The organism is Jannaschia rubra (assembly GCF_001403735.1).
Lineage (GTDB): Bacteria > Pseudomonadota > Alphaproteobacteria > Rhodobacterales > Rhodobacteraceae > Jannaschia > Jannaschia rubra.
This window is the reverse complement of the sequence record NZ_CXPG01000020.1, coordinates 222,404-243,874: the sequence shown is the minus strand read 5'-3', so window position 1 is coordinate 243,874 and position 21,471 is coordinate 222,404. Positions and strand designations below refer to the sequence as shown.

The following is a 21,471-nucleotide window of genomic DNA, read 5'->3' as shown; positions in this document are numbered from 1 at the left end:
GCCCCTGGATCACAAAGGGTTCCCGAGCCATGTCGAAATCCACCCCCCTCATGCTCGTCCTCGGGCATGCCGCTTCGGGCAAGTCGCTCTGGGCCGAGGGGGAGGCGGAACGCCTCGGCGGGCCGCTCACCTATGTCGCCACCGCGGAGGGGCGCGACGGCGAGATGCACGCCCGGATCGCGGCCCATGCCGCCCGGCGCGGCCCCGAATGGACGCTGGTGGAGGAGCCGTTCGACATGGTCCGCGCCTGCGCCGGGCGCACCGGCAGCGTGCTGGTCGACTGCGCGACGATGTGGCTGACCAACCTGATGCTGCGCGACGCCGACTGGTCCGCCGCCGCCGGCGCCTGGATGCGGGCCATGGCCGACGCGCCGGGCCGTTTCGTCGTCGTCTCGAACGACGTGGGCGGCGGCGTGACCCCCGACAACGCCCTGGCCCGGGCCTTCCAGCAGGCGCAGGGGACGCTGAACCAGCGGCTCGCGGCGGCCGCCGACCGCGTTGTGCTGGTGACGGCGGGCCTGCCGCAGCGGCTGAAATGACGCGCCTCTGGCTGGTCCGGCACGGCCCCACGCACGCGAAAGCCATGGTGGGCCACACCGACCTGCCCGCCGACCTGTCGGACACCGCCGCCCTGTCGCGCCTGTCGGCCGCGCTGCCGCATGCGCCGGTGGTCAGCAGCGACCTGATCCGCGCGGTCGACACCGCCACGGCCATCGCCGGCGACCGCACCCGCCTGCCCCATGAGCGCGCCTTGCGGGAGTTCGACTACGGCGACTGGGACAATCGCTCCTTCGACGCGATCGACAGCCCGGCGCTCAGGCTCTATTTCGACGACCCGGGCGACCGACGCGCGCCGGGCGGCGAATCCTGGAACGACGTGGCGGCGCGGGTGCGGGCGGCACTGGACCGGCTGGCCGGGGGCGGCGACCTGATCGTGGTGGCGCATATGGGGGTGATCCTGACCCAATGGGCCCGCGCGACCGGCCAGGTCCCCCATGCCGCGCTGGCCCAGCGGATCGACCCGCTCAGCCTGACGCGCATCGACCTGACCGCGGACGGCCCTGTCCCCGTCTTCGCCAATCGCCGTCCGTGACGGCGTCATCGCGGAATGTCACTTTGCCGTGACGGGGCGGAGTGTTAGCCCACTGCCATGACCTATGACCTGCTGATCGGCGACCGATCCTATTCTTCGTGGAGCCTGCGCGGCTGGCTTCTGTTCGCGGCCTTCGACATCCCGGTGCGCGTCCACCTGAACCCGATGCGCGACCCGGCCTTCGCGCGGACGCTGCGCGACTGGGCGCCGGCGCGCACGGTCCCCACGGCGCGGGCGGCGGATGGCGCGCAGTGGCACGACAGCCTGGCCATCGCCGAGGGTCTGGCCGAGCGCCACCCGGAGGCCGGACACTGGCCTGCGCCGCCCCGCGCCCGCGCCTTGGCCCGGTCGATGGCCTGCGAGATGCACTCCGCCTTCCGCGATCTGCGGACCGACTGCCCCATGAACCTGCGCGTGAAATGGGAAGGGTTCGAGCCGTCGGAGGCGGTCCTGGCCGATCTGGCCCGGATCGATGCGCTCTGGTCGGCGGCGCGGGACATGGCCACGGGCGGGCCCTGGCTGTTCGGCCCCTACGGCGCGGTCGATGCCTTCTTCGCCCCGGTCGCCATGCGGATCGCGGGCTACGGCCTGCCGGTGTCGGACGCGGGCCGCGCCTATGTCGACGCCCATCTGGACCATGCGCCCCTGCGCCGCTGGCGGGCCGAGGGCGAGGCGACGGACCGGACGCTCGCGAACTACGACCGGGCGCTGCCGACTTCGGCCTTCCCGATGCCTGCGCCGGACGACCATTGAGGCTTCACGGTCTTAACCTTTCCTAAACCACTCGACCGTTAACCATCCCCGAACGCGCGGGGAACGGACATGCTGGCACGCACCTACACGGTGGCCTTCGAGGGGTTGGAGGCCCGGCCCGTCGACGTGCAATGCGCGGTCTCGCCCGGCCTGCCCGGCTTCTCCATCGTGGGCCTGCCCGACAAGGCCGTGTCCGAGGCGCGCGACCGCATCCGCACCGCCCTGTCGGAACTGGGCATCGCGCTGCCTGCCCGAAAGGTGACGGTGAACCTGTCGCCTGCCGATTTGCCCAAGGAGGGCGCGCATTTCGACCTGCCCATCGCACTGTCCCTTCTGGCCGCGCTGGAGCTCGTTCCCGCCGACAAGGTCGCCCGCGCGGTCAGCATCGGGGAGATGTCGCTCGACGGGGCGCTCGTCGCGGTCGTGGGGGCGCTGCCTGCCGCGATGACGGCGGCGGAACTCGACGCGACGCTGTTCTGCCCCGAAGCCTGCGGGGCGGAGGCCGCCTGGGTCGGCGCGGCCTCGGTCCACGGGGCACCGTCGCTCAAGGCGCTGATGGACCACCTGACCGGCAACCGCCCCCTGCCCGAAGCCGTCGCGGGTCGCATCGCCGCCGACGCGACCGCCCCCTGCCTGCGCGACGTCCGGGGGCAGGACCGGGCAAAACGCGCACTGGAAATTGCCGCGGCCGGCCGGCACCACCTGTTCATGGTCGGCCCGCCCGGCGCGGGCAAGTCGATGTTGGCCGCGCGTCTGCCCGGGCTGCTGCCGCCGCTCTCGGCACGCGAATCGCTCGACACCTCGATGATCCACTCGCTTGCCGGCACGCTCGACGAAGGCGGCATCCTGCACCGCCGCCCGTTCCAGCAGCCCCATCACACGGCTTCGGTCGCGGCCATCGCGGGGGGCGGCAAACGGGCGGGGCCGGGGCAGATCAGCCTGGCGCACAACGGGGTCCTGTTCATGGACGAGTTTCCCGAGTTCCCCCGCGCCGTCCTCGAGACCCTGCGCCAGCCCATCGAGACGGGCGAGGTCACGATCGCGCGGGCAAACGCCCACGTCCGCTATCCCTGCCGGTTCCTTCTTGTGGCGGCCGCGAACCCGTGCCGCTGCGGAATGCTGTTCGACGCCGACCGCGCCTGTACCCGCGCGCCAGCTTGCGGCGAAGATTACATGGGCAAGATCAGCGGGCCGCTGATGGACCGCTTCGACCTGCGGCTGGAGGTTCCGGCGGTGGAAGTGTCGGACCTGGCCCTGCCGCCGTCGGGCGATACGTCCGATGTCGTTGCCGCCCGCGTCGCTGCCGCCCGCGACATCCAGTCGGCGCGCTATGCGGACATGCCCGACGTGACCGTGAACGCCGACGTCTCGGGCGACCGGCTGATGGAGGTGGCGGGCACGGACGCCGAGGGGCAGGACATCCTGCTGCGCGCCACCGACCGCTTCCGCCTGTCGGCGCGGGGCTATCACCGCGTGCTCAAGGTCGCGCGCACCATCGCCGACCTCGACGGCTCCGACCTCGTCCGTCGCCCGCATATCGCGGAGGCGCTGTCCTACCGGCTGGTGTCGGACTGCTGAGCGGCGGTCAGCCCCGGCGCCTCTCGATCGCCTCCCAGATGAGCGCGCTGGCGTCCACGCCGTCGAACCGCTCCAGCTCCTGAAGGCCGGTGGGCGAGGTCACGTTGATCTCGGTCAGCCAGTCACCGATCACGTCGATGCCCACGAAGATCTGCCCCGCGTCGCGCAGGCGGGGGCCGATGGCGGCGCAGATCTCGCGGTCGCGGTCGGTCAGCGCCACCTTCTCGGGGCGGCCACCGACGTGCATGTTCGACCGCGTCTCGCCCTCGGCCGGGACGCGGTTGATCGCGCCCACCGGCTCCCCGTCGATCAGGATGACGCGCTTGTCGCCCTTCGCCACGGCGGGCAGGAACTTCTGCATCACCAGCGGCTCGCGGTTGATGACGGAAAACACCTCGTGCAGCGAGTTGAGGTTGCGGTCGTCGGGCGTCAGCCGGAACACCCCCGCGCCCCCGTTGCCGTAGAGCGGCTTCAGGATCACGTCGCCGTGCCGCGCCTTGAACGCCTTGAGCCGCTCCAGGTCGCGCGACACGACGGTGGGCGGCGTGAGGTCGGGAAAATCCAGCACCATCAGCTTTTCCGGCCAGCCGCGCACCCAGGTCGGGTCGTTGACCACCAGCGTGTCGGGGTGCACGCGGTCCAGAAGATGCGTATTGGTTATATAGGCCATGTCGAACGGCGGGTCCTGCCGCAGCCAGACCACGTCCAGATCCGACAGGTCGATGTCGTGCATCTCGCCCAGGGTGACGTGATTGCCCCGCTCCCGGCGCAGCGTCATCGCCTGCCCGCGTGCGACGACCCGCCCCTCGACATAGGCGAGATGGTCCGGCGTCCAGTAGACGAGGGAATGGCCCCGGTCCTGCGCCTCCAGCGCGATGCGGAAGGTGCTGTCGGCGTCGATATCGACGGTGTCGACCGGGTCCATCTGGAACCCGACCCGAAGGGATTTCATGGCAGGCATCGGTGCGGTCCTCGGCAACTGCGGTCAGACCCTAGATGGCGCAGGCGCCGCGCGGTGACAATGCGCGCGCCCTCAGCAGGCGATGGCGTTCTCGATGATCTCGATCCGGCCGGACCCGTCCACCAGCGCCACGTCGAAGCGCACGGGGCTGAGCAGCCCCCCTGGCAGCGTGCCCATGTATTCGCCCGCGCAATCCATCAGGCGCCGGACCTGCCGCTGGCCCAGACGCAGCGCGGCGGCGCCGTGGCTGCCGCTTTTCTTGACCTCGACGAAGATGGTGTCGTCGCCGTCGCGGGCGATCACGTCGATCTCGCCCCCCTTGCCGCGCCAGCGCCGCGCGACGACAGCCCGCCCGGTGTCGCCGTAGTGGCGGGCCACGCTGTCCTCGGCGGCAAGACCCGCATGATAGGAAACCGAACCGCTCATCCCCCGTCCTTCATCGCCAGTGCCAGGTCGTAGACCAGCTTACGCGGAACGCCGTGGATTTCGCTAACGCGTTTCACCGCGGATTTTACCGATTCGCTCTGCAGCGCCTCGCCGAGGGCCGCGCGCAGGGTGGCTTCGTCGGCGACCGCGGGCGCGGCGCGGTCGATCAGGACGACGATTTCGCCTTTCGGCGTCTCGTCGCCATACTGCCCGGCCAGCGCGTCGAGCGTGCCGCGCCGCACCTCCTCGAACTTCTTGGTCAGCTCGCGGCAAACGGCGGCGTTCCGCGGGCCCAGGACGGCGGCCGCGTCGCGCAGCATGGCGCCCAGCCGCTTGGGCGATTCGTAGATGACCAGCGTGCCGGGCACCTGCGCCAGATCGCGCAGGGCCTGCGCCCGGGCGGCGCTTTTCGGGGGCAGGAAGCCCGCGAAGAAGAACCGGTCCGTCGGCAGCCCGCCCACGCAAAGCGCCGCCAGCACCGCGCTCGCACCCGGCGCCGCGCGCACCGGGACGCCGGCCGCCCGCGCCTCGGCGCCGAGCTGGAACCCCGGATCGGCGATCAGCGGCGTGCCGGCCTCAGAGCAATAGGCGACCGACCGGCCCTCCCGCAGCGCGGCCATCAGGCGGGGCCGGGCGGCGGGGCCGTTGTGGTCGTGATAGGGAACGAGCGGCCGGTCGCCCAGCGCGATGCCGTGGATCTCCATCAGGCGGCGCAGGGATCGCGTGTCCTCGGCGGCCAGGACGTCGGCGGCGCCCAGGATGTCGAGCGCGCGCAGCGTGATGTCGCGGGCCGTCCCGATGGGCACGGCCACCAGGTGCAGGCCCGGCTCGATCCTGCCGATCTCCGCCATTTCTCCTCCCCTCCGGTTCCGCCGTTTACTCGACCCGACCGCCGCATTAGCGTCGCGCCAGATCAGGGGCCCGCAACGGGGCCGTATCCGGGGGAGTCCAGTCCATGTCCAGGCGCCGTCTTCGCACAGCCTTCGTCTCATTCACCGGCAGGCTGCGCAAGGTCGCGACGCTGGCCGTCGCCACGGCGGCGCTGGCCGCCTGCAACGTCGCGGCCCCCCTGACCGGCGGCAGCGGCGGGTCGGGCGTCGGTGGCAGCGGCCCGACCAAGGTGGCCCTGCTGGTGCCCTACGGCTCGTCGCGCGGCACGGATGCCGAGGTCGCGCGCAGCCTCGAGAACGCGGCCCGCTTGGCGGCGAGCGACCTTGGCGAAGGCGTCGTCACGCTGGAGGTCTATCCCACGCAGGGCACGACCACGGGTGCCGCGGCGGCGGCCACCAAGGCCGCGGCCGAGGGCGCGCAGGTCATCCTCGGCCCGCTCTATGCCGAGAACACGGCGGCGGCGGGCGTGGCGGCCAGCGGGTCGAACGTGCCGGTCCTGAGCTTCTCGAACAACACATCGGTGGCCGGCGGCAATGTCTGGGTGCTGGGCAACACCTTCGAGAACACGGCCCGCCGGGTGCTGGGCTATGCCGCGACGCAGGGGCGCAACCGCGTCCTCGTGACCCATTCCAACGACAGCACCGGCCAGATCGCCAACCAGGCCGTCGTCAGCGCCGCGCGCGGCACGGGCGCGCAGATCACCGGCTCCATGCCCTATGAGCTCAGCCAGCAGGGCATCCAGGCCGCCGCCCCCGGCATCGCCGCGCGGGCGCGGGAGACCAATTCCAACGCGATCTTCCTCACCGGCAACACCTCGGGCGACCTGCCCGTCATCTCGCAGTTCCTGACCGAGGCGGGCGTGGGCGGCGAGCAGTTCCGCTATCTCGGCCTCACCCGCTGGGACATCCCGTCGGAGGCGTTGCAGCTTCCGGGCCTGCAGGGCGGCTATTTCACCCTGCCCAGCCCCGGCCCGATGGCGCAGTTCCGGCAGCGCTACGCCGCGGCCTATGGCGCGCAGCCGCATCCGCTGGCGAACCTCGCCTATGACGGGATGGCCGCGATCGGGGCGATCTCCAAGGGTGGCCGGACCGTGGGGCGCGGGACGCTGACGGCGAACGCTGGCTTTGCCGGGACGGGCGGTGTATTCCGGCTGCGCGGCGACGGCACGAACGACCGGGCGCTCGCGGTAGCCCAGATCGTGAACCGTCAGATACAGGTGGTCAGCCCTGCCCCCAACAGCTTCGGCGGCGCCGGGTCGTAAGACGCCGGCCCCGACCTTCCAGATACAGGACCTCCCGGCCGCGACGGCCGATCCGCTGATCGCGCCCCCGGGCGCGATCTTCGACGATGCGGCCGTGCTGGCCGCGCTGTCGACGGCCTGCGCCACCTCCGATCCGGCCGACCGGCGGCGGGCCGCCGTCGCGATCCTGTCGGAGGCGCGCACCCAGGGGCGCGAGGCGATCCGCCGGGGCTTCGCCGACGACCCCACCCGCGCCCGTCGCGTCACCCATTCCTATGCCCATCTGACCGACCGTCTGGTGCAATGCGCCTGGCTGGTGGCGACGCGGGTGCTGCACCCCAACCCCATCCCCACCGAGGCCGAGCACCTGGCCGTGATGGGCGTCGGCGGCTATGGCCGGGGCGAGATGGCGCCGTTCTCCGACGTCGACCTGATGTTCCTGACGCCATGGAAGGTCTCGCCCTGGGTCGAGTCGGTCGTCGAATCGATGCTCTACATCCTCTGGGACCTGAAGCTGAAGGTGGGCCATTCGACCCGCGCGGTGAAGGACTGCCTGCGGCTGGCGGCGGAGGACTACACCATCCGCACCGCGCTGCTGGAGCGGCGGCTCATCTGCGGCGACGCGCGGCTTGCCGAAACGCTCGACACCCGGCTCTGGTCCGACCTGTTCCGCAAGACCGTGCCCGATTTCATCGAGGCCAAGCTGGCCGAGCGCGACGAGCGGCACATCAAGCAGGGCGGCCAGCGCTATATCCTGGAGCCCAACGTCAAGGAGGCCAAGGGCGGCCTGCGCGACCTTCAGGCGCTCTACTGGATCGCCAAGTACCGCTACCGCGTGCAGGAGACCACGGAGCTTGTGCCGCTGGGCGTCTTCACCGGTGCCGAGTTCGAGGCCTTCGAGGCGGCGGAGCGGTTCCTCTGGTGCGTGCGCTGCCACCTGCACCTGATCGCCGGGCGGGCCGTCGATCACCTGACCTTCGACATGCAGGTCGATGTGGCCAACGCCATGGGCTACCGCGACCATGCCGGGCGGCGCGCGGTCGAGCATTTCATGCAGGACTACTTCCGCCACGCGACGCGGGTGGGCGAGTTGACGCGCATCCTGATGGTCGCGCTGGAGGCCGACAACATCAAGCGGGAACCCGCGCTCCTGGGCCTGTTCAAGCGCCGGCGTCGGGTGCGCGCGCCCTACGTCGAGCGCCAGGGCAGGCTCGACGTGGCCGACGACGCGACGTTCCTCGCCCAGCCCATCAACCAGCTCGGCATCTTCGGCGAGGCGCTGCGGACGGGCCTGTTCCTGCACCCCCATGCGATGCGCCTGATGGCCGCCAACAGGCACCTGATCGACCGCGACCTGCGCGAGGATCCGGCGGCCGCGAAGCTGTTTCTCAACCTGCTGCTGAAATACGGCAACCCCGAGCGCGCGCTGCGCCGCATGAACGAGCTGGAGGTCCTGTCGGCCTTCATCCCCGAATTCGGGCCGATCGTCGCGATGATGCAGTTCAACATGTATCATTCCTACACGGTGGACGAACACACGATCCAGGTGATCTCGAACCTCGCCCAGATCGAGCGGGGGGAGCTGGAGGAGAGCCTGCCGCTCTGTTCGGGCATCCTGCAGAAGGGGGTGAACCGGCGCGTTCTCTATGTGGCGCTGCTGCTCCATGACATCGGCAAGGGCCGGCCGGAGGATCATTCGATCCTGGGGGCGCGCATCGCACGCACCGTGGCGCCGCGCCTGGGGCTGAGGCCACGCGAGGCCGAGACGGTGGAATGGCTGGTGCGCCATCACCTGCTGATGTCCGACATGGCGCAGAAGCGCGACATCGCCGACCCGCGCACGGTGCGCGATTTCGCCAAGGCGGTGAAGACGCGCGAACGGCTCGACCTGCTGACGGTGGTGACGGTCTGCGACATCCGCGGCGTGGGGCCGGGCGTGTGGAACAACTGGAAGGCGCAACTGCTGCGCGACCTGCACCGCGCCACCGCCGCGGCGCTGGAGAACGGGCTGGAGGACGTCAACCGCGAGACGCGCGAGGCCAAGGCCAAGAAGCTGTTCCGCGAACGCATGGCCGACTGGCCCGAGGCGCGGCTGCGCGCCGAGATCGGGCGCCACTACGGCCCCTATTGGCAGGGCATCCCCACGGCGGCGCAGGTCCGGTTCGCGCAGATGCTCGAAGGGCTGCCCGAAGGCGAGATCCGCGTCGATCTGGAGGCCGACCCCGACCGCGACGCCACCCGCGTGCTGATGACCTGCCAGGACCATCCGGGCATCTTCTCGCGGCTGGCGGGGGCGCTGTCGCTGGTGGGGGCCAACATCGTGGACGCGCGGACCTACACCACCAAGGACGGCCATGCGACCAGCGCCTTCTGGCTGCAGGACGCCGAGGGCCATCCCTATGCGCCCGACCGCCTGCCGCGCCTGCGCCGGATGATCGACCGCATCCTGCGCGGGGAGGTCGCCACCCACGACGCGCTGGAAGGCCAGGAGATCAAGAAGCGCGAGAGGCGGTTCCAGGTGCCCACCAACATCAGCTTCGACAACGAGGGGTCGGACATCTACACCATCATCGAGGTCGACACCCGCGACCGCCCCGGCCTGCTCTACGACCTGACGCAGGCGCTGGCGCAATCCAACATCTCGATCGCGCAGGCCGTCATCGCGACCTTCGGCGAGCAGGTCGTCGACAGCTTCTACGTCAAGGACCTGTTCGGCCTGAAGCTGATGTCCAAGGCCAAGCAGGACGCGCTGGAGAAAAAGCTGCGCGCGGCGATCACCCGCGCGGCGGAACGGGCCGGAGTGTGAGGGGTCCGATGGTCCACGTCTTCGACATGCAGCCTGGCAAGGTGCAGATCCCGGTCGAAACGCCGGAACGGAACGAGCGCTTCATGAACCCTGCCCGGGGCGAAGAGGGGGTTCGGGCTGTCAGTGCCTGGCGTGATGGTGCTCGGAGATCGGTACCCGAGGAATTGCCCAAGGTGCTCGTCGCGGACAAGCCGCGCAAGACCTGGCCTGATGCGTTCACGGGCTGGCATGGCATCCTCGTCGTCTCCGGCCGCGCGAGGGACGTGATCGAGCGGTTCGACCCCGGTCTTCATCAGTTCTTCGAAGTTCCTCTGCGCACCAAGCGCGGTGTCGAGATCGAAGGGCCATGGTTCATAGTGAACGTGACCGTGCGGCAGAGTTCCATCGTCGTCGAGAAGTCGCGCGTCCTCGCAAACGATGACTTTCCCGACACCCTCTGCTCGTTCTGGGTCAACTCAACCACCAAAGACGTCGTCGTCGATACCAAGCGCCTCTTCCCTGATATTCATTTCTGGCGGGAGGCTCGATTTGAAGGCAGCCGTCTTGGCTCGGACGCCTCTGTCGCGGCGCTGAAAGAGGCGGGAGTAAAGTTCTTCCCGTCCTACCGCGCGACCAACCTCGCCGACGTCGAGACGAAATGACATTCCTTCTGCCAGATCGGTACGCCCCATGCCCCCTCGTCTGATCAAGGGCTTTCTCACCGTCGGTGGCTGGACGCTGGTGTCGCGCGTGCTGGGTTTCGCGCGCGACATCCTGATCGCGCGGTTCCTCGGCACCGGGGCGGCGGCGGAGGCGTTCTTCGTGGCCTTCTCGCTGCCCAACATGTTCCGCCGGTTCTTCGCCGAAGGCGCGTTCAACATGGCCTTCGTGCCGCTCTACGCGAAAAAGCTGGAGGCCGACGCGGAGGAGGCCGACGCCTTCGCGCGCGATGCGGTGGCGGGGATGGTGCTTGTCCTGACCCTGTTCACCGTGGCGGGCATCGTCTTCATGCCCGGCCTCGTGCTGGCCATGGCGAGCGGGTTCGCGGACGACGAACGGTTCGGGCTTGCCGTGATCTACGGCCGCATCGCCTTTCCCTACATCCTGCTCATCTCGCTGGCCGCACTGGTGTCGGGGGTGCTCAATTCCAACCACCGCTTCCTCGCCGCCGCCGCCGCGCCTGCGCTCCTCAACATCGTGTTCATCACCGGCATGGTCGCGGTCTGGCTGCGTCCCGACCTCTGGCACTGGCTCGGCGCGCCGACCGAGGCGCGGACGGTCGCGCGGGCGCTGGTCTGGTCGGTGCCGCTGGGCGGCATGGCGCAGCTGGGGCTGGTCTGGTGGGCGGCGGCGCGGGCGGGGCACAGGCTCTGGCCCCGGCGGCGGCCGCATATGACGACCGACCTGAAGCGCCTGCTGGTCATCGCGGCGCCTGCCGCGCTGGCCGGCGGCGTGGTGCAGGTGAACCTGCTGGTGGGCCGTCAGGTCGCCAGCTATTTCGAGGGGGCGATCGGCTGGCTCAACTATGCCGACCGGCTCTATCAACTGCCGCTGGGCGTGGTGGGCATCGCCATCGGCGTGGTGCTTCTGCCCGACCTGTCGCGCCGGGTGCGCGCGGGCGACACCGCCGGCCAGCGCGACGCCTATTCCCGCGCGTTCGAGTTCTCGTTCCTCCTGACGCTGCCGTCGGCCGTGGCGCTGCTGGCGGTGCCGCAGTCGCTGGTGTCGGTGCTGTTCCAGCGGGGCGCCTTTCAGGCCGACGACACGGCGGCGACGGCGCTGGCGCTGATGATCTATGCGCTGGGCCTGCCGGCCTTCGTCCTGCAGAAGGTGCTGCAACCCCTCTATTTCGCGCGGGAGGATACGCGCCGGCCGCTGAACTACGCGGTGGTGTCGCTGATCGTGAACGCGGGCGCGGCGGTGGGGCTTGCGCCCTTCATCGGCTGGCCTGCCGCGGCGCTCGGCACGACGCTGGCGGCCTGGGCGATGGTCTGGCTTCTGTCGCGCGGGGTGCGCGGCCTGGGTGAGGTGGCGCTGCTCGACGACCGCGCGCGGGGCCGTGTCTGGCGCATCGCCGTGGCCTCGGTGCTGATGGGATGCGTCCTGTGGGTGGCCGAACAGGTGCTGGGCCCGATGCTGGGCGGGCCGTCGCGGGGGCTGGCGCTGGCGATCCTGGTGCTGACGGGGATGGCCGTCTATTTCGGGCTGGCGCAGATGCTGGGCGCGGTGCGTCTGGCCGAGATCCGCGGGGCCGTCCGGCGTCAGCGCTGACGCAGGCGGTCGCGCAGGTGGCCGATCATGCCCGGAAACAGCAGCACCGCGATGCCGTAGCCGCCCGCCGCGCCCGTCATGTCGGCGATCCAGTCGGGCAGCCAGGCAAGGCTGAACCCCCGCCCCGGATCGAACAGCGTGGCCGCCGCGAAGATCGGCTGGAGCGCCAGCAGGAACCCGATCAGGAGGAATGCCCGCGCCGGGTCGGCACGCGTCAGCCCCCGCTGCGTGAGGTAGGTGAAGGCCCCGATCAGGCCGTAGGCGCCGGGATAGCCGCCGAAGAGCGGCTGCTGCGTGTCGAACATCAGAAGGAACCCGAGCGCGCCCAGGACGGCCGCGCCGAAGAAGATCGCCAGCACCCGCACGCCGCGGTAGACCGGCGCGATGGCGTTGCCCAGCGCCAGCACGAAGACCGCGACGAAGACCGCATGGGTCATGCTGCCATGGAGCAGCGGATAGGCGACGAACCGTGCCATTTCGATCGGCGGGAACGTCCGGTTGGCGACCATCCAGTTCCAGACCACGTCGCTGATCGCCCAGTCGCGCAGCGCCGTCAGACGCCAGCCCACGCCCTGCGCGCCCCCGACGATGCCGGCGGACCCGGCCTGGAACATCAGCTCGACCCCCATGACGACCACGGCGAGCGAGACCACGACGGGAGGCAGGGTGTTGAAGGGGCTCTGGTTGCGGGGGTCCATCATGGGGCGCCTCGTTGACGGGGATTGCCCCGGTGGCTAAGCGATGGCCCGATCCAAGACCACCCCTGCCGGAGCCTTTCCGATGCCCCAGACCCAGCCTGCCTTCGCCCCGCGCGTGTTTTCCGGCATCCAGCCGACGGGGGGGCTGCACCTGGGGAACTATCTCGGCGCGATGACCCGCTTCGTCGACATGCAGGAGGCGGGGACGCATCAGACGGTGTTCTGCATGGTGGACCTGCACGCGATCACCGTGCCGCAGGACCCGGCGGCCCTGCGCCGCAACACGCGGGAGCTTTGCGCGGGGTTCATCGCCGCGGGGATCGACCCGGAGAAATCCATCCTCATCAACCAGAGCCAGGTGCCGGAGCACGCGCAACTGGCCTGGGTGTTCAACTGCGTGGCGCGCATGGGCTGGATGGGGCGGATGACGCAGTGGAAGGACAAGTCGGGCGCCAATGCCGAGGGCGCGTCGCTGGGCCTGTTCGCCTATCCGGCCCTGATGGCCGCCGACATCCTGATCTATCACGCGACGCATGTGCCCGTCGGCGAGGACCAGAAGCAGCATATCGAACTGACGCGCGACATCGCGGCCAAGTTCAACCACGACTACGGCGTGGAGTTCTTCCCCATGACCGAACCGGTGATCGAGGGCGCGGCGACGCGGGTGATGAGCCTGCGCGACGGCACGCGGAAGATGTCGAAATCCGACCCCGTGGACGCGGGGCGCATCAACCTGACCGACGACGCCGACACGATCGCGCGCAAGCTGCGCAAGGCCAAGACCGACCCCGACCCCCTGCCCGGCACGCCCGAGGGGCTGGAGGGGCGGCCGGACGCGCGGAACCTCGTGAACATCTGCGCCAGCCTGTCGGACCGCACGGTGGCCGAGGTCCTGGCCGCGAACGAGGGCCGGATGTTCGGGCATTTCAAGCAGGATCTGGCCGACCTCGCGGTGGCGAAGCTGTCGCCCGTGTCGTCGGAGATGGCCCGTCTGATGCGCGACCCGGCCGAGATCGACCGCATCCTGGCGCGCGGGGCCGAGCGGGCGCGGGAGATCACCGTGCCGATCCTGGAGCGGACCTACGACATCGTCGGCATGGTGCGGTAGCGACGTGCCTCAGCGCGCGCCCGGCCGCAGCGCCGCGTTCTCCGCCCCGATGCGGACCCAGAGCATCGCGGCGTTGAGCGCCGAGAACACCAGCGCGACCCAGGTCAGCCCGAGGACCAGCGGCGCGACGGCGATCTCGGCCACGACCAGCGCATAGTTCGGGTGCGCCACCACGCGGAAGGGCCCGCGCACGACCAACGGCTCATCCACCACGATGATGCGCGTGGTCCAGCGCGGGCCGAGGGTGGCGATGATCCAGACGCGCAGGACCTGAAGCAGCGCGAAGACGGCGAGCCAGCCGGGCCTGATTGTGGCGTCGTGGCCGAAGATCACGAGACTGGCGACCCAGGCGCCGTGCATCGCCACCATGAAGGGGTAATGCGCGGCCCCCACCTCCCGCGCACCGCGGGCCAGAAGGCGGGCGGTGTTGCGACGGGCGAGGGCAAGCTCGGCCAGACGCTGCAGGACGATGAACAGAAGGAAAGCGGCGGTCACGGCGCCTCCGCCGCGACGTGGAACGGCAGGAAGGCGGCAGTGAACCCCGGACCGAGGGCGCAGCCGACCATCTGTCCCGTGGTGCCTGCGTCGATCACCGCCTTCATCACGAACATCACCGTGGGCGCCGACATGTTGCCCGCGTCGCGCAGCACCGCGCGTTCGGCGTCGAGCACGCCGGCGGTCAGGTCCAGCGCGGATTCGATGGCCTCGACCACCTTGGCGCCACCGGGGTGACAGACGAAGCGTGCGACCTCGTTCCGGTCGAGGTTCGCCGCCCTGAGCGCGCCTTCGGTCGCGGCGGCGAATTCGGCGGTGACGAAGGCGGGGATGGCCCGGTCGAAGATCACGCCGAAACCCGTTCCGTCCACCTCCCACCCCATGATGTCGAGCGTGTCGGCCCAGATCTTCTGGTGCCCCCGCCCGAGCGTCACCACGGGGCTCCCGCCGGGCCGGTCGGTGGACAGGCAGGCCGCCGCCGCGCCATCGCCGAAGAGGACGGTGGCAATGATGTCGGCCTTTTGCAGCCGGTCGGTGCGGAAGGCCAGCGAGCAGGTCTCGACCACCACGAGGAGGACCCTTGCGCCGGGCCGGGCCGCGGCCAGCGACTGCGCGAGCGACAGGCCCGAGACGCCGCCGGCGCAGCCCAGTCCGAAGACGGGCACGCGCATCACGTCGTCGCGGAACCCCATGTCGGTGAAGGCCCGTGCCTCCAGCGAGGGGGTGGCGATGCCGGTGGAGCAGACGGTGACGACGCAATCCACATCCGCGCCCGTCCAGCCCGCAGCGTCCAGCGCGCGCCGGGCGGCGTCGATGAAAAGCGCCGTGCCGCCGTCGAGGAAGGCCGCGTTGCGGTCGGCCCAGCCGTGATCCCGGGCGAACCAGTCGATGGGAACGACCGAGTGGCGTTTGACGATGCCCGCCGTCTCGAACGTCCGGGCAAGGCGGTCGAACTGCGGATAGCGGCCGCCGAACAGCATCTCGGCCCGCGCGCGGACGTCGGACTGGTCGAGGATATGCGGGGGAAGCGCGGTGGAGAGACCGTGAAGGTAGACGCGCATTCAGGACCTTTCCGCGGCAGAGGCCCGGACGCCGGCCCCGTTCCAACAGTCGATCTAGGCTGGGGTGGGTCCGCGGCAACCGGCGCAGGACGACGCGGTTCCGGTTGCTGCCCGGCGGCGGGTGCGTGCGGAACCCCCATGGCGCCGGCAGCAAAAGTGCCACGGCGGTCAGGCGTCGGGAACCGGGGGCGTCAGAGTTTCATGTGACGGGCGCGGGAGCCGCGTTCGATGGCGGCGGCGTGCAGGGGGTCGATGTCGAATTCGTAGCGGATCTCGCGCAGAAGCTCGAGTTCGGCCTGGAACACGTTGCCGTCGGCCGCGGCCACGTCGCAGGCGAGCGCATAGGCGGTTTCGTAGTGCGTGGCCGGAAGGGCGGCGCGGACGAGGCCGAAGATGGCGTCGAGGCCGTCCTCCTCCTCCAGCAGGTCGAAGACGGTCTGGGCGATGCCTTCCAGCCGGTCCTGGTCGAAGGCCGCGAAGATCGGCAGATGGTTGACGATTGCCTGGATCGTCAGGAGTTCGGAGGTGCGGATGGTCGCGTCGGAGGCGGAGACGGTGATCATCAGGGCGACGAGGCTGTCCTGGGCGGTGAAGGCGGCGTCGGTCATGCGTCTCTCCCCTGTGTCGGGCCCGATTTATTGACGGGGGGGTGCCGCCGCAATAGGGGGAAGGTCGCTTCAACCCCCGAGGACACCGCCATGACGACCCTGCGCGACGCCGCCCTGACATCGAAGGCCTGGCCGTTCGAGGAGGCCCGGCGCCTGCTGAAACGGGTGGAGGGACAGGGCAAGGACCATGTCCTGTTCGAAACGGGCTATGGCCCGAGCGGTCTGCCGCACATCGGGACCTTCGGCGAGGTCGCGCGCACGACGATGATCCGGCGGGCGTTCGAGGTGCTCAGCGACATACCGACGCGGCTGATCTGCTTCTCGGACGATCTGGACGGGATGCGGAAGGTGCCCGACAACGTGCCCGACCCCGAGGGGCTGCGCGCGCATCTGCAAAAGCCGCTGACCTCGGTGCCCGATCCCTTCGGCACGCACGAGAGCTTCGGCGCGCACAACAACGCGATGCTGCGGCGGTTCCTCGATACCTTCGGGTTCGAGTACGAGTTCTATTCGGCGACCGAGTTCTATGCCTCCGGCCGGTTCGACGACACGCTGCGGCTGGCGGCGGAGCGGTATGACGACCTGATGGCGATCATGCTGAAATCGCTGCGCGACGAGCGGCGCGAGACCTATTCCATCTTCCTGCCGATCCACCCGGAGACGGGGCGCGTCCTTTACGTGCCGATGAAGCATGTGGATGCGGCCGAAGGCACGGTGACCTTCGACGATGCGGACGGCCGGGAATGGACCCTGCCGGTGACGGGCGGGCAGGTGAAACTGCAATGGAAGCCGGACTTCGGTGCCCGCTGGGCCGCGTTGGGCGTGGATTTCGAGATGTACGGCAAGGACCACGCGGCGAACACGCCGATCTACGACGGCATCTGCAAGGTGCTGGGCAGGCGGCCGCCGGAGCATTTCACCTATGAGCTGTTCCTCGATGCGGAGGGGCACAAGATCTCGAAGTCGTCGGGCAACGGGCTGTCGATCGACGAATGGCTGACCTATGCGGCGACGGAATCGCTGTCGTATTTCATGTATCAGAAGCCGAAGACCGCCAAGCGGATGCATTTCGACGTGATCCCGAAGGCGGTGGACGAGTACCACCAGCAGTTGCGCGCCTGGCCCGAGCAGGACGCGGCGGCGCAGGCGGCGAACCCGGTGTTCCACATCCATTCGGGGCAGGTGCCGGCGTCGGACATGGTGGTGCCGTTTTCCATGCTGCTGAACCTCGCTTCGGTGTCGGGGGCGGAGAGCAAGGACAAGCTCTGGGGGTTCATCAACCGTTATGCGCCGGGTGCTTCGCCCGAGGAAAACCCGCAGCTGGACCGCGCGGCGGAGGGGGCCGTGCGGTATTATGAAGATTTCGTCAGACCGGTTAAGGTTTACCGTTCGGCAACACCCGGCGAGCGCGACGCCCTGGAGGACCTGCGGGACCGCCTGCGCGCCTGGGAGGGGCCGGCGGACGACGAGGCATTGCAGGGCGCGGTCTACGACGTGGGGCGCAAGCGGTTCGACCCGATGCGGGACTGGTTCCGTGCGCTTTACCAGGTGCTGCTGGGCGCCGATCAGGGGCCGCGCTTCGGCGGGTTCATCGCGCTCTACGGCGTGGAGGAGACGGCCGACCTGATCGACCGGGCGCTGGCGGGAGATCTTGCCACCGATTGATCGGCGTTCCTGGCGCGCTAGCTGACCCGCAAGGGAGGCACGCGCATGAAGGGCTGGCTTGCGGCACTGGCGATGATGGCGGCGGGGACGGCGGGGGCCGATCCGGCCGCGATCCGGGGCGCGATCGGCGGACAGATGGAGGCGTTCCGGGCGGGCGACGTGGAGACGGCCTTCGACTTCGCCGCGCCGGTCATCCGGCGGATGTTCCGCACGTCCGACGACTTCGGCGCCATGGTGCGGCGCGGTTATCCGATGGTCTGGCGGCCCGAGGGCGTCGAGTACCTGGGCGCCGACGAGGCGGGACCGCACTGGCGGCAGGACGTGCTCGTCACCGACGCCGCGGGGCGCCTGCACCGGCTGGAATACCTGATGGTCGAGACGGCCGACGGCTGGCGCATCGCGGGTGTCCGGCTGCTGGATGCGGTCGAATTCGGAGCCTGAAGATCGCCTTTCCGCCATTTACGATTCGTTAACTGCTCGACCAGAGAGTCGGGACCATGAGCGAGGGATGACCTTCGCGATTTCATTTCGAGGACCGTCCCGGCCAGCGCCGCGGGGCGGTCCTTTTCGTTTCGGACACTGCGGAAGGGCAAGACATGAACAAGGCAATCACCGAAGGACTGGTCCTGTCGCCCCCGGCGTTCGCCGCCGGGTTGAACGTCTGGTCGCGACAGGACGGTCTGGCCGGGTCGGACACCTACGCCGGATCGGGCAACGCCGCCATCGTGGCCGCGGACCAGGACTTCGGAAGCTGCGTCGAGATGGCGAAGACCGACGGCACGCAGAAGGTCCGATGGATGGGCAACACGCCGATCTATCCCGGCTGCTATTACCGCGTGACGGTGCGGATCAAGGCGGTGTCGGGCAACCTGCCGCGCGTCCGGGCGGCGGCGACAGCGGTGCGCGCGGACGGGTCGGTGATTTCCGGGCTGGGGTCGTCGGGGCCCGAGACGGGTCTTACGGCCTATGGACGGGTCGAGACGGTCAGCCTGATCCTGGGGACGGGGGAGCGGGGCGGCGTGGACCTGGCCTGGGACGCGTCGGCGGCCTATGCCCACGTGGGTCTGGACCTGCTGGGGCCGAAGGGCGGCGTGGTCCGCATCGACGACATCGAGGTCGAGGACGTGACCGGCGCCTTCCTGCGCGACATGCTCGACTGGGTCGACGTGCGGGACTATGGCGCCAAAGGCGACGGGACGACCGACGACACGGCGGCCTTTGCGGCGGCCGACGCGGATGCGCAGGGACGGTCGGTTCTGGTATCGAAGGGGGTCTTCCGGCTGGACGACCACGTCACCTTCAATTCGCCGGTGCGCTTCGAGGGCCGGGTGGTCATGCCGCGGTCGAAGCGTCTGAGCCTGGTGAAGAACTTCGAGCTCAACAGCTATGCCGCGGCCTTCGGCAACGAGGAGGAGGGGCTGCGGCGCGGCATCCAGGCGCTGTTCAACTTCACCGACCACGACACCTTCGACCTGAAGGGGCGCCGGGTCGAGCTGTCGGAGCCGCTCGACGTGCAGGCGGCGGTCTACGACAAGACCACCTATGCCAACCAGCGGTCGATCCGGAACGGCCAGCTCGACATCCGCGACACGCCCGCCTTCGACACCACCCGCGTCACGGGAAGCTGCGATTTCGACCCGGCGAACCCGCGCGAGCTGACGAATGTGGCCAACATCGCGAGCATCGCGGTGGGATCGCACGTCAGCGGCCCAAAGGGGGTGGGGCGCGAGGTCTATGTGGCGGCGAAGAACGTCTCGACCCAGACGCTGACGCTGAATGTGGCGCTGTGGGGGGCGCCGGCGCGGCAGACCTATACGTTCGACCGGTTCAAATACGCGCTCGACTTCAGCGGGTTCGACCAGTTGCTGCGGTTCACCCTGCAGGACATCGAGTTCCTGATGGCCGACCGGTCGTCGGGCATCCTGCTGCCGCCGGCGGGCCTGATCTTCCACGTGAAGGACTGCTACTTCACGGGACCGAAGGACCGGGGCATCACCAGCCATGCGGCGGGCTGCCAGGGGATGCTGATCGACCGCTGCCAGTTCCTGTCGTCGGAGCAGCAGAAGGACGTGGCCGAGCGGCACACCATCGGGTTCAACGTGAACACCAACGACACGAAGATCCGCAACAACCGTGCGGTGAAGTTCAAGCACTGGGCGGTGATGGGTGGATCGGGCCACATCATCACGGGCAACCACTTCTTCCAGGGCGACAACGACACGCTGGGCCAGCGCACCGCCGGCATCGTGTTCGCGGAGGCGCAGGCCAAGACGGTGTTCAGCGCGAACTATGTCGACAACTGCTATCTGGAGTGGACGAACGAGCATGACGGCGCGCCGGACTTCCTGTCGGAGTTTTCCTTCGGGGGGCTTCAGATCGTCGGCAACATCATCTTCTCGTCCAACGTGCCCAGCAGCTATTGCCCGTTGCACATCAAGCCCTTCGGCAAGGATCACTGGATCAACGGGATGACCGTCACCGGAAACAACTTCAAGACGATCCGGGGGCAGTCGCTGGACCGGGTGGATTTCGTCGATACCACCCATGCGGACCTGGACTACGGCCGGTTCACCGACGTGAACGTCCATTCCAACACCTTCCAGGCGGTGGCGAAGCAGTTCCAGAACCCGATCACGGTTCCGGTGCAGGTCAACACGCCGTCCTCGACCTGGGAGGTGGACCTGAGCGCCTACATGCCGTTCCGGGGCGAGGCCAAGGTCGTGACCGCGGTTATGCCGGACGGGCAGGTCCGCAAGGGCGACAACGGCAAGGTCTGGACCATGCCCTATGCCACGGGCCGGATCGGCGGCAGCCGCCAGTCGGTGCGGATCAACTGGTCCGACAGCGTGAAGGGCCGGGTCTTCGTCACGGCCCGCTGCGACGCGCCCACCTGAAGGCGCGCCAGAGCGACAAGGGGGTGGCGGCGGTCTCTCGCAGGATCGCCGCCGCCGCGGCGCCGGGGGTCTGGCGGCCGACGGGGCCGGAGGCGGTGGCGGACAGTCCCAACAGGCGGGCCGCCGCGAGGGCGCGCGGCAGGTGCCAGCGGTTCGAGACGAGGATGACCGAAGCGCGGGGTGGAATGAGCGCGCGGGCGAAGGCGAGGTTCTGGACGGTGTTCGTCGAGCGCATCTCGGTCAGGAGGACCGCCGCGGGGACGCCCAGCGAGAGGGCCAGGTCGCGCGCCACGGCGCCTTCGGGAGGGCCGTGGCGGCCGGGGCCGCCGGTGGTGCAGATCATCTGCACGCGGCCCCTGCGCCACAGGTCGACAGCATGGCGCAGCCGCAGGTCGAGCGTGGGCGACGGCGTGCCGTCGGCGCGCACGGCGGCCCCCAGCACCAGCGCCACGATCATGGAAGGCCCAAGTCGGCAGGGGCAAGGCGATACGCGCGGCCGAAGCCCGCATTGAGCAGCGCCCGGTCGGGACGCAGGCACCAGAGGTGGAAGTCGGCGAAGTCGTAGTAGAGCGCGGCCTTGGGCCGGGCGGCGAGCCAGCGGTCGCGCCAGAAGGCCTTGTCCAGAAGCACGGCCCGTCCGACCAGCGTGAGGCGCGGATGGGTGAGCGGGTCGCCGCGGGGTCCGGCCTCACCCACAAGCAGCGATGCGGCGGGGTCGATGCGGAGGGCGCGGGCGTGGTCGGAGAGGTCCGACAGCAGCATCCCCACCCCCTGCCCTGTCAGCCAGAGCACCCCCGCCCGCGTGACCATGGGCGCCCCGCCGTCGAGCGTGCCGAGCGCGCCGTGTGTCGCGCCACGCAGCAGGGCGTCGGCCAGCGCGCGGGCATCGTCGTCGGAGGGTCGGTGGGTGTCGGTCATTCGCAGGGTATCCCCCGCGGCGCCGG

Annotated in this window: 21 protein-coding genes; 12 read left to right on the top strand and 9 right to left on the bottom strand. The window is 69.8% G+C overall.

Annotated features, from left to right (window positions below; all coding sequences use genetic code 11):
- Positions 1 to 29: 29 nt before the first annotated feature.
- The 4 genes from JAN5088_RS10820 (at position 30) to JAN5088_RS10805 (ending at position 3,424) form a co-directional block, all read left to right on the top strand.
- Positions 30 to 539, top strand: a complete 510-nt coding sequence (locus JAN5088_RS10820) for a bifunctional adenosylcobinamide kinase/adenosylcobinamide-phosphate guanylyltransferase (protein ID WP_055682827.1) — start codon at positions 30 to 32, stop codon at positions 537 to 539.
- Positions 536 to 1,093 carry a histidine phosphatase family protein gene (locus tag JAN5088_RS10815; protein ID WP_055682826.1) on the top strand — a complete coding sequence of 186 codons (558 nt, stop codon included), beginning with the start codon at positions 536 to 538 and terminating at the stop codon, positions 1,091 to 1,093. Before JAN5088_RS10820 ends, JAN5088_RS10815 begins: the two co-directional genes overlap by 4 nt.
- A 57-nt stretch (positions 1,094 to 1,150) precedes the next feature.
- Complete coding sequence (locus tag JAN5088_RS10810; protein WP_074962459.1) at positions 1,151 to 1,846, top strand: glutathione S-transferase; 696 nt, start codon at positions 1,151 to 1,153, stop codon at positions 1,844 to 1,846.
- A 69-nt stretch (positions 1,847 to 1,915) separates the two neighbouring features.
- Positions 1,916 to 3,424, top strand: coding sequence for a YifB family Mg chelatase-like AAA ATPase (locus tag JAN5088_RS10805; protein WP_055682825.1), 1,509 nt, complete (start codon positions 1,916 to 1,918; stop codon positions 3,422 to 3,424).
- Positions 3,425 to 3,431: 7 nt separating this feature from the next.
- On the opposite strand, the gene gshB is transcribed toward JAN5088_RS10805, so the two are convergent.
- The 3 genes from gshB to rsmI all read right to left on the bottom strand — a co-directional run bounded on the left by gshB (position 3,432) and on the right by rsmI (position 5,662).
- Positions 3,432 to 4,385 carry a glutathione synthase gene (gshB, locus tag JAN5088_RS10800; protein WP_082429948.1) on the bottom strand — a complete coding sequence of 318 codons (954 nt, stop codon included), beginning with the start codon at positions 4,383 to 4,385 and terminating at the stop codon, positions 3,432 to 3,434.
- 72 nt (positions 4,386 to 4,457) lie between these two features.
- Positions 4,458 to 4,811 (bottom strand): YraN family protein, encoded by a 354-nt coding sequence (locus tag JAN5088_RS10795; protein ID WP_055682824.1) that lies wholly within the window; start codon positions 4,809 to 4,811, stop codon positions 4,458 to 4,460.
- Complete coding sequence (rsmI, locus tag JAN5088_RS10790; protein ID WP_055682823.1) at positions 4,808 to 5,662, bottom strand: 16S rRNA (cytidine(1402)-2'-O)-methyltransferase; 855 nt, start codon at positions 5,660 to 5,662, stop codon at positions 4,808 to 4,810. Before rsmI ends, JAN5088_RS10795 begins: the two co-directional genes overlap by 4 nt.
- Positions 5,663 to 5,766: 104 nt before the next feature.
- Between rsmI and JAN5088_RS10785 the strand changes: the two genes are divergently transcribed.
- The 4 genes from JAN5088_RS10785 to murJ are packed head-to-tail and all read left to right on the top strand — an operon-like array spanning position 5,767 to position 11,998.
- Complete coding sequence (locus tag JAN5088_RS10785; RefSeq protein WP_055682822.1) at positions 5,767 to 6,963, top strand: penicillin-binding protein activator; 1,197 nt, start codon at positions 5,767 to 5,769, stop codon at positions 6,961 to 6,963.
- A 22-nt stretch (positions 6,964 to 6,985) separates the two neighbouring features.
- Entirely contained in the window at positions 6,986 to 9,748 is a 2,763-nt protein-coding gene (locus JAN5088_RS10780) for a [protein-PII] uridylyltransferase (protein ID WP_055682821.1), read from the top strand.
- An 8-nt stretch (positions 9,749 to 9,756) separates the two neighbouring features.
- On the top strand, positions 9,757 to 10,389 hold the full coding sequence (locus JAN5088_RS10775) for an imm11 family protein (protein WP_055682820.1): 633 nt from the start codon (positions 9,757 to 9,759) through the stop codon (positions 10,387 to 10,389).
- Between the two features lie 28 nt (positions 10,390 to 10,417).
- Positions 10,418 to 11,998, top strand: coding sequence for a murein biosynthesis integral membrane protein MurJ (gene murJ, locus JAN5088_RS10770; protein ID WP_055682819.1), 1,581 nt, complete (start codon positions 10,418 to 10,420; stop codon positions 11,996 to 11,998).
- Here murJ and JAN5088_RS10765 read toward each other — a convergent pair.
- Positions 11,989 to 12,699, bottom strand: a complete 711-nt coding sequence (locus JAN5088_RS10765) for a rhomboid family intramembrane serine protease (protein ID WP_055682818.1) — start codon at positions 12,697 to 12,699, stop codon at positions 11,989 to 11,991. The genes murJ and JAN5088_RS10765 overlap by 10 nt on opposite strands.
- Before the next feature lie 79 nt (positions 12,700 to 12,778).
- On the opposite strand from JAN5088_RS10765, the gene trpS reads away from it, so the two are divergent.
- Positions 12,779 to 13,804 (top strand): tryptophan--tRNA ligase, encoded by a 1,026-nt coding sequence (gene trpS / locus JAN5088_RS10760; RefSeq protein ID WP_055682817.1) that lies wholly within the window; start codon positions 12,779 to 12,781, stop codon positions 13,802 to 13,804.
- 9 nt (positions 13,805 to 13,813) lie between these two features.
- Here the strand turns inward: trpS and JAN5088_RS10755 are convergent, their stop codons facing one another.
- From JAN5088_RS10755 to JAN5088_RS10745, 3 genes are all read right to left on the bottom strand, one after another.
- The gene (locus JAN5088_RS10755; RefSeq protein ID WP_055682816.1) at positions 13,814 to 14,299 is read right to left on the bottom strand and encodes an isoprenylcysteine carboxyl methyltransferase family protein; all 486 of its coding nucleotides are present in this window, start codon (positions 14,297 to 14,299) and stop codon (positions 13,814 to 13,816) included.
- Positions 14,296 to 15,360, bottom strand: coding sequence for a type III polyketide synthase (locus JAN5088_RS10750; protein ID WP_055682815.1), 1,065 nt, complete (start codon positions 15,358 to 15,360; stop codon positions 14,296 to 14,298). The genes JAN5088_RS10755 and JAN5088_RS10750 overlap by 4 nt, the downstream gene beginning before the upstream one ends.
- A 191-nt stretch (positions 15,361 to 15,551) precedes the next feature.
- On the bottom strand, positions 15,552 to 15,968 hold the full coding sequence (locus tag JAN5088_RS10745; protein ID WP_055682814.1) for a tellurite resistance TerB family protein: 417 nt from the start codon (positions 15,966 to 15,968) through the stop codon (positions 15,552 to 15,554).
- Positions 15,969 to 16,058: 90 nt separating this feature from the next.
- Here JAN5088_RS10745 and JAN5088_RS10740 point away from each other — a divergent pair, with 90 nt between their 5' ends.
- The 3 genes from JAN5088_RS10740 (at position 16,059) to JAN5088_RS10730 (ending at position 20,527) form a co-directional block, all read left to right on the top strand.
- Positions 16,059 to 17,633: a lysine--tRNA ligase gene (locus JAN5088_RS10740; RefSeq protein WP_055682813.1), complete on the top strand. Its 1,575-nt coding sequence runs from the start codon at positions 16,059 to 16,061 to the stop codon at positions 17,631 to 17,633.
- Between the two features lie 45 nt (positions 17,634 to 17,678).
- Positions 17,679 to 18,074, top strand: a complete 396-nt coding sequence (locus JAN5088_RS10735) for a DUF4864 domain-containing protein (RefSeq protein ID WP_055682812.1) — start codon at positions 17,679 to 17,681, stop codon at positions 18,072 to 18,074.
- A 155-nt stretch (positions 18,075 to 18,229) separates the two neighbouring features.
- Positions 18,230 to 20,527 carry a glycosyl hydrolase family 28-related protein gene (locus JAN5088_RS10730; protein ID WP_055682811.1) on the top strand — a complete coding sequence of 766 codons (2,298 nt, stop codon included), beginning with the start codon at positions 18,230 to 18,232 and terminating at the stop codon, positions 20,525 to 20,527.
- Here the strand turns inward: JAN5088_RS10730 and JAN5088_RS10725 are convergent.
- Both JAN5088_RS10725 and JAN5088_RS10720 read right to left on the bottom strand, forming a co-directional pair.
- Positions 20,499 to 20,984 carry a YdcF family protein gene (locus tag JAN5088_RS10725; protein ID WP_055682810.1) on the bottom strand — a complete coding sequence of 162 codons (486 nt, stop codon included), beginning with the start codon at positions 20,982 to 20,984 and terminating at the stop codon, positions 20,499 to 20,501. The genes JAN5088_RS10730 and JAN5088_RS10725 overlap by 29 nt on opposite strands.
- On the bottom strand, positions 20,981 to 21,445 hold the full coding sequence (locus JAN5088_RS10720; protein WP_055682809.1) for a pyridoxamine 5'-phosphate oxidase family protein: 465 nt from the start codon (positions 21,443 to 21,445) through the stop codon (positions 20,981 to 20,983). The genes JAN5088_RS10725 and JAN5088_RS10720 overlap by 4 nt, the downstream gene beginning before the upstream one ends.
- Positions 21,446 to 21,471: the final 26 nt, after the last annotated feature.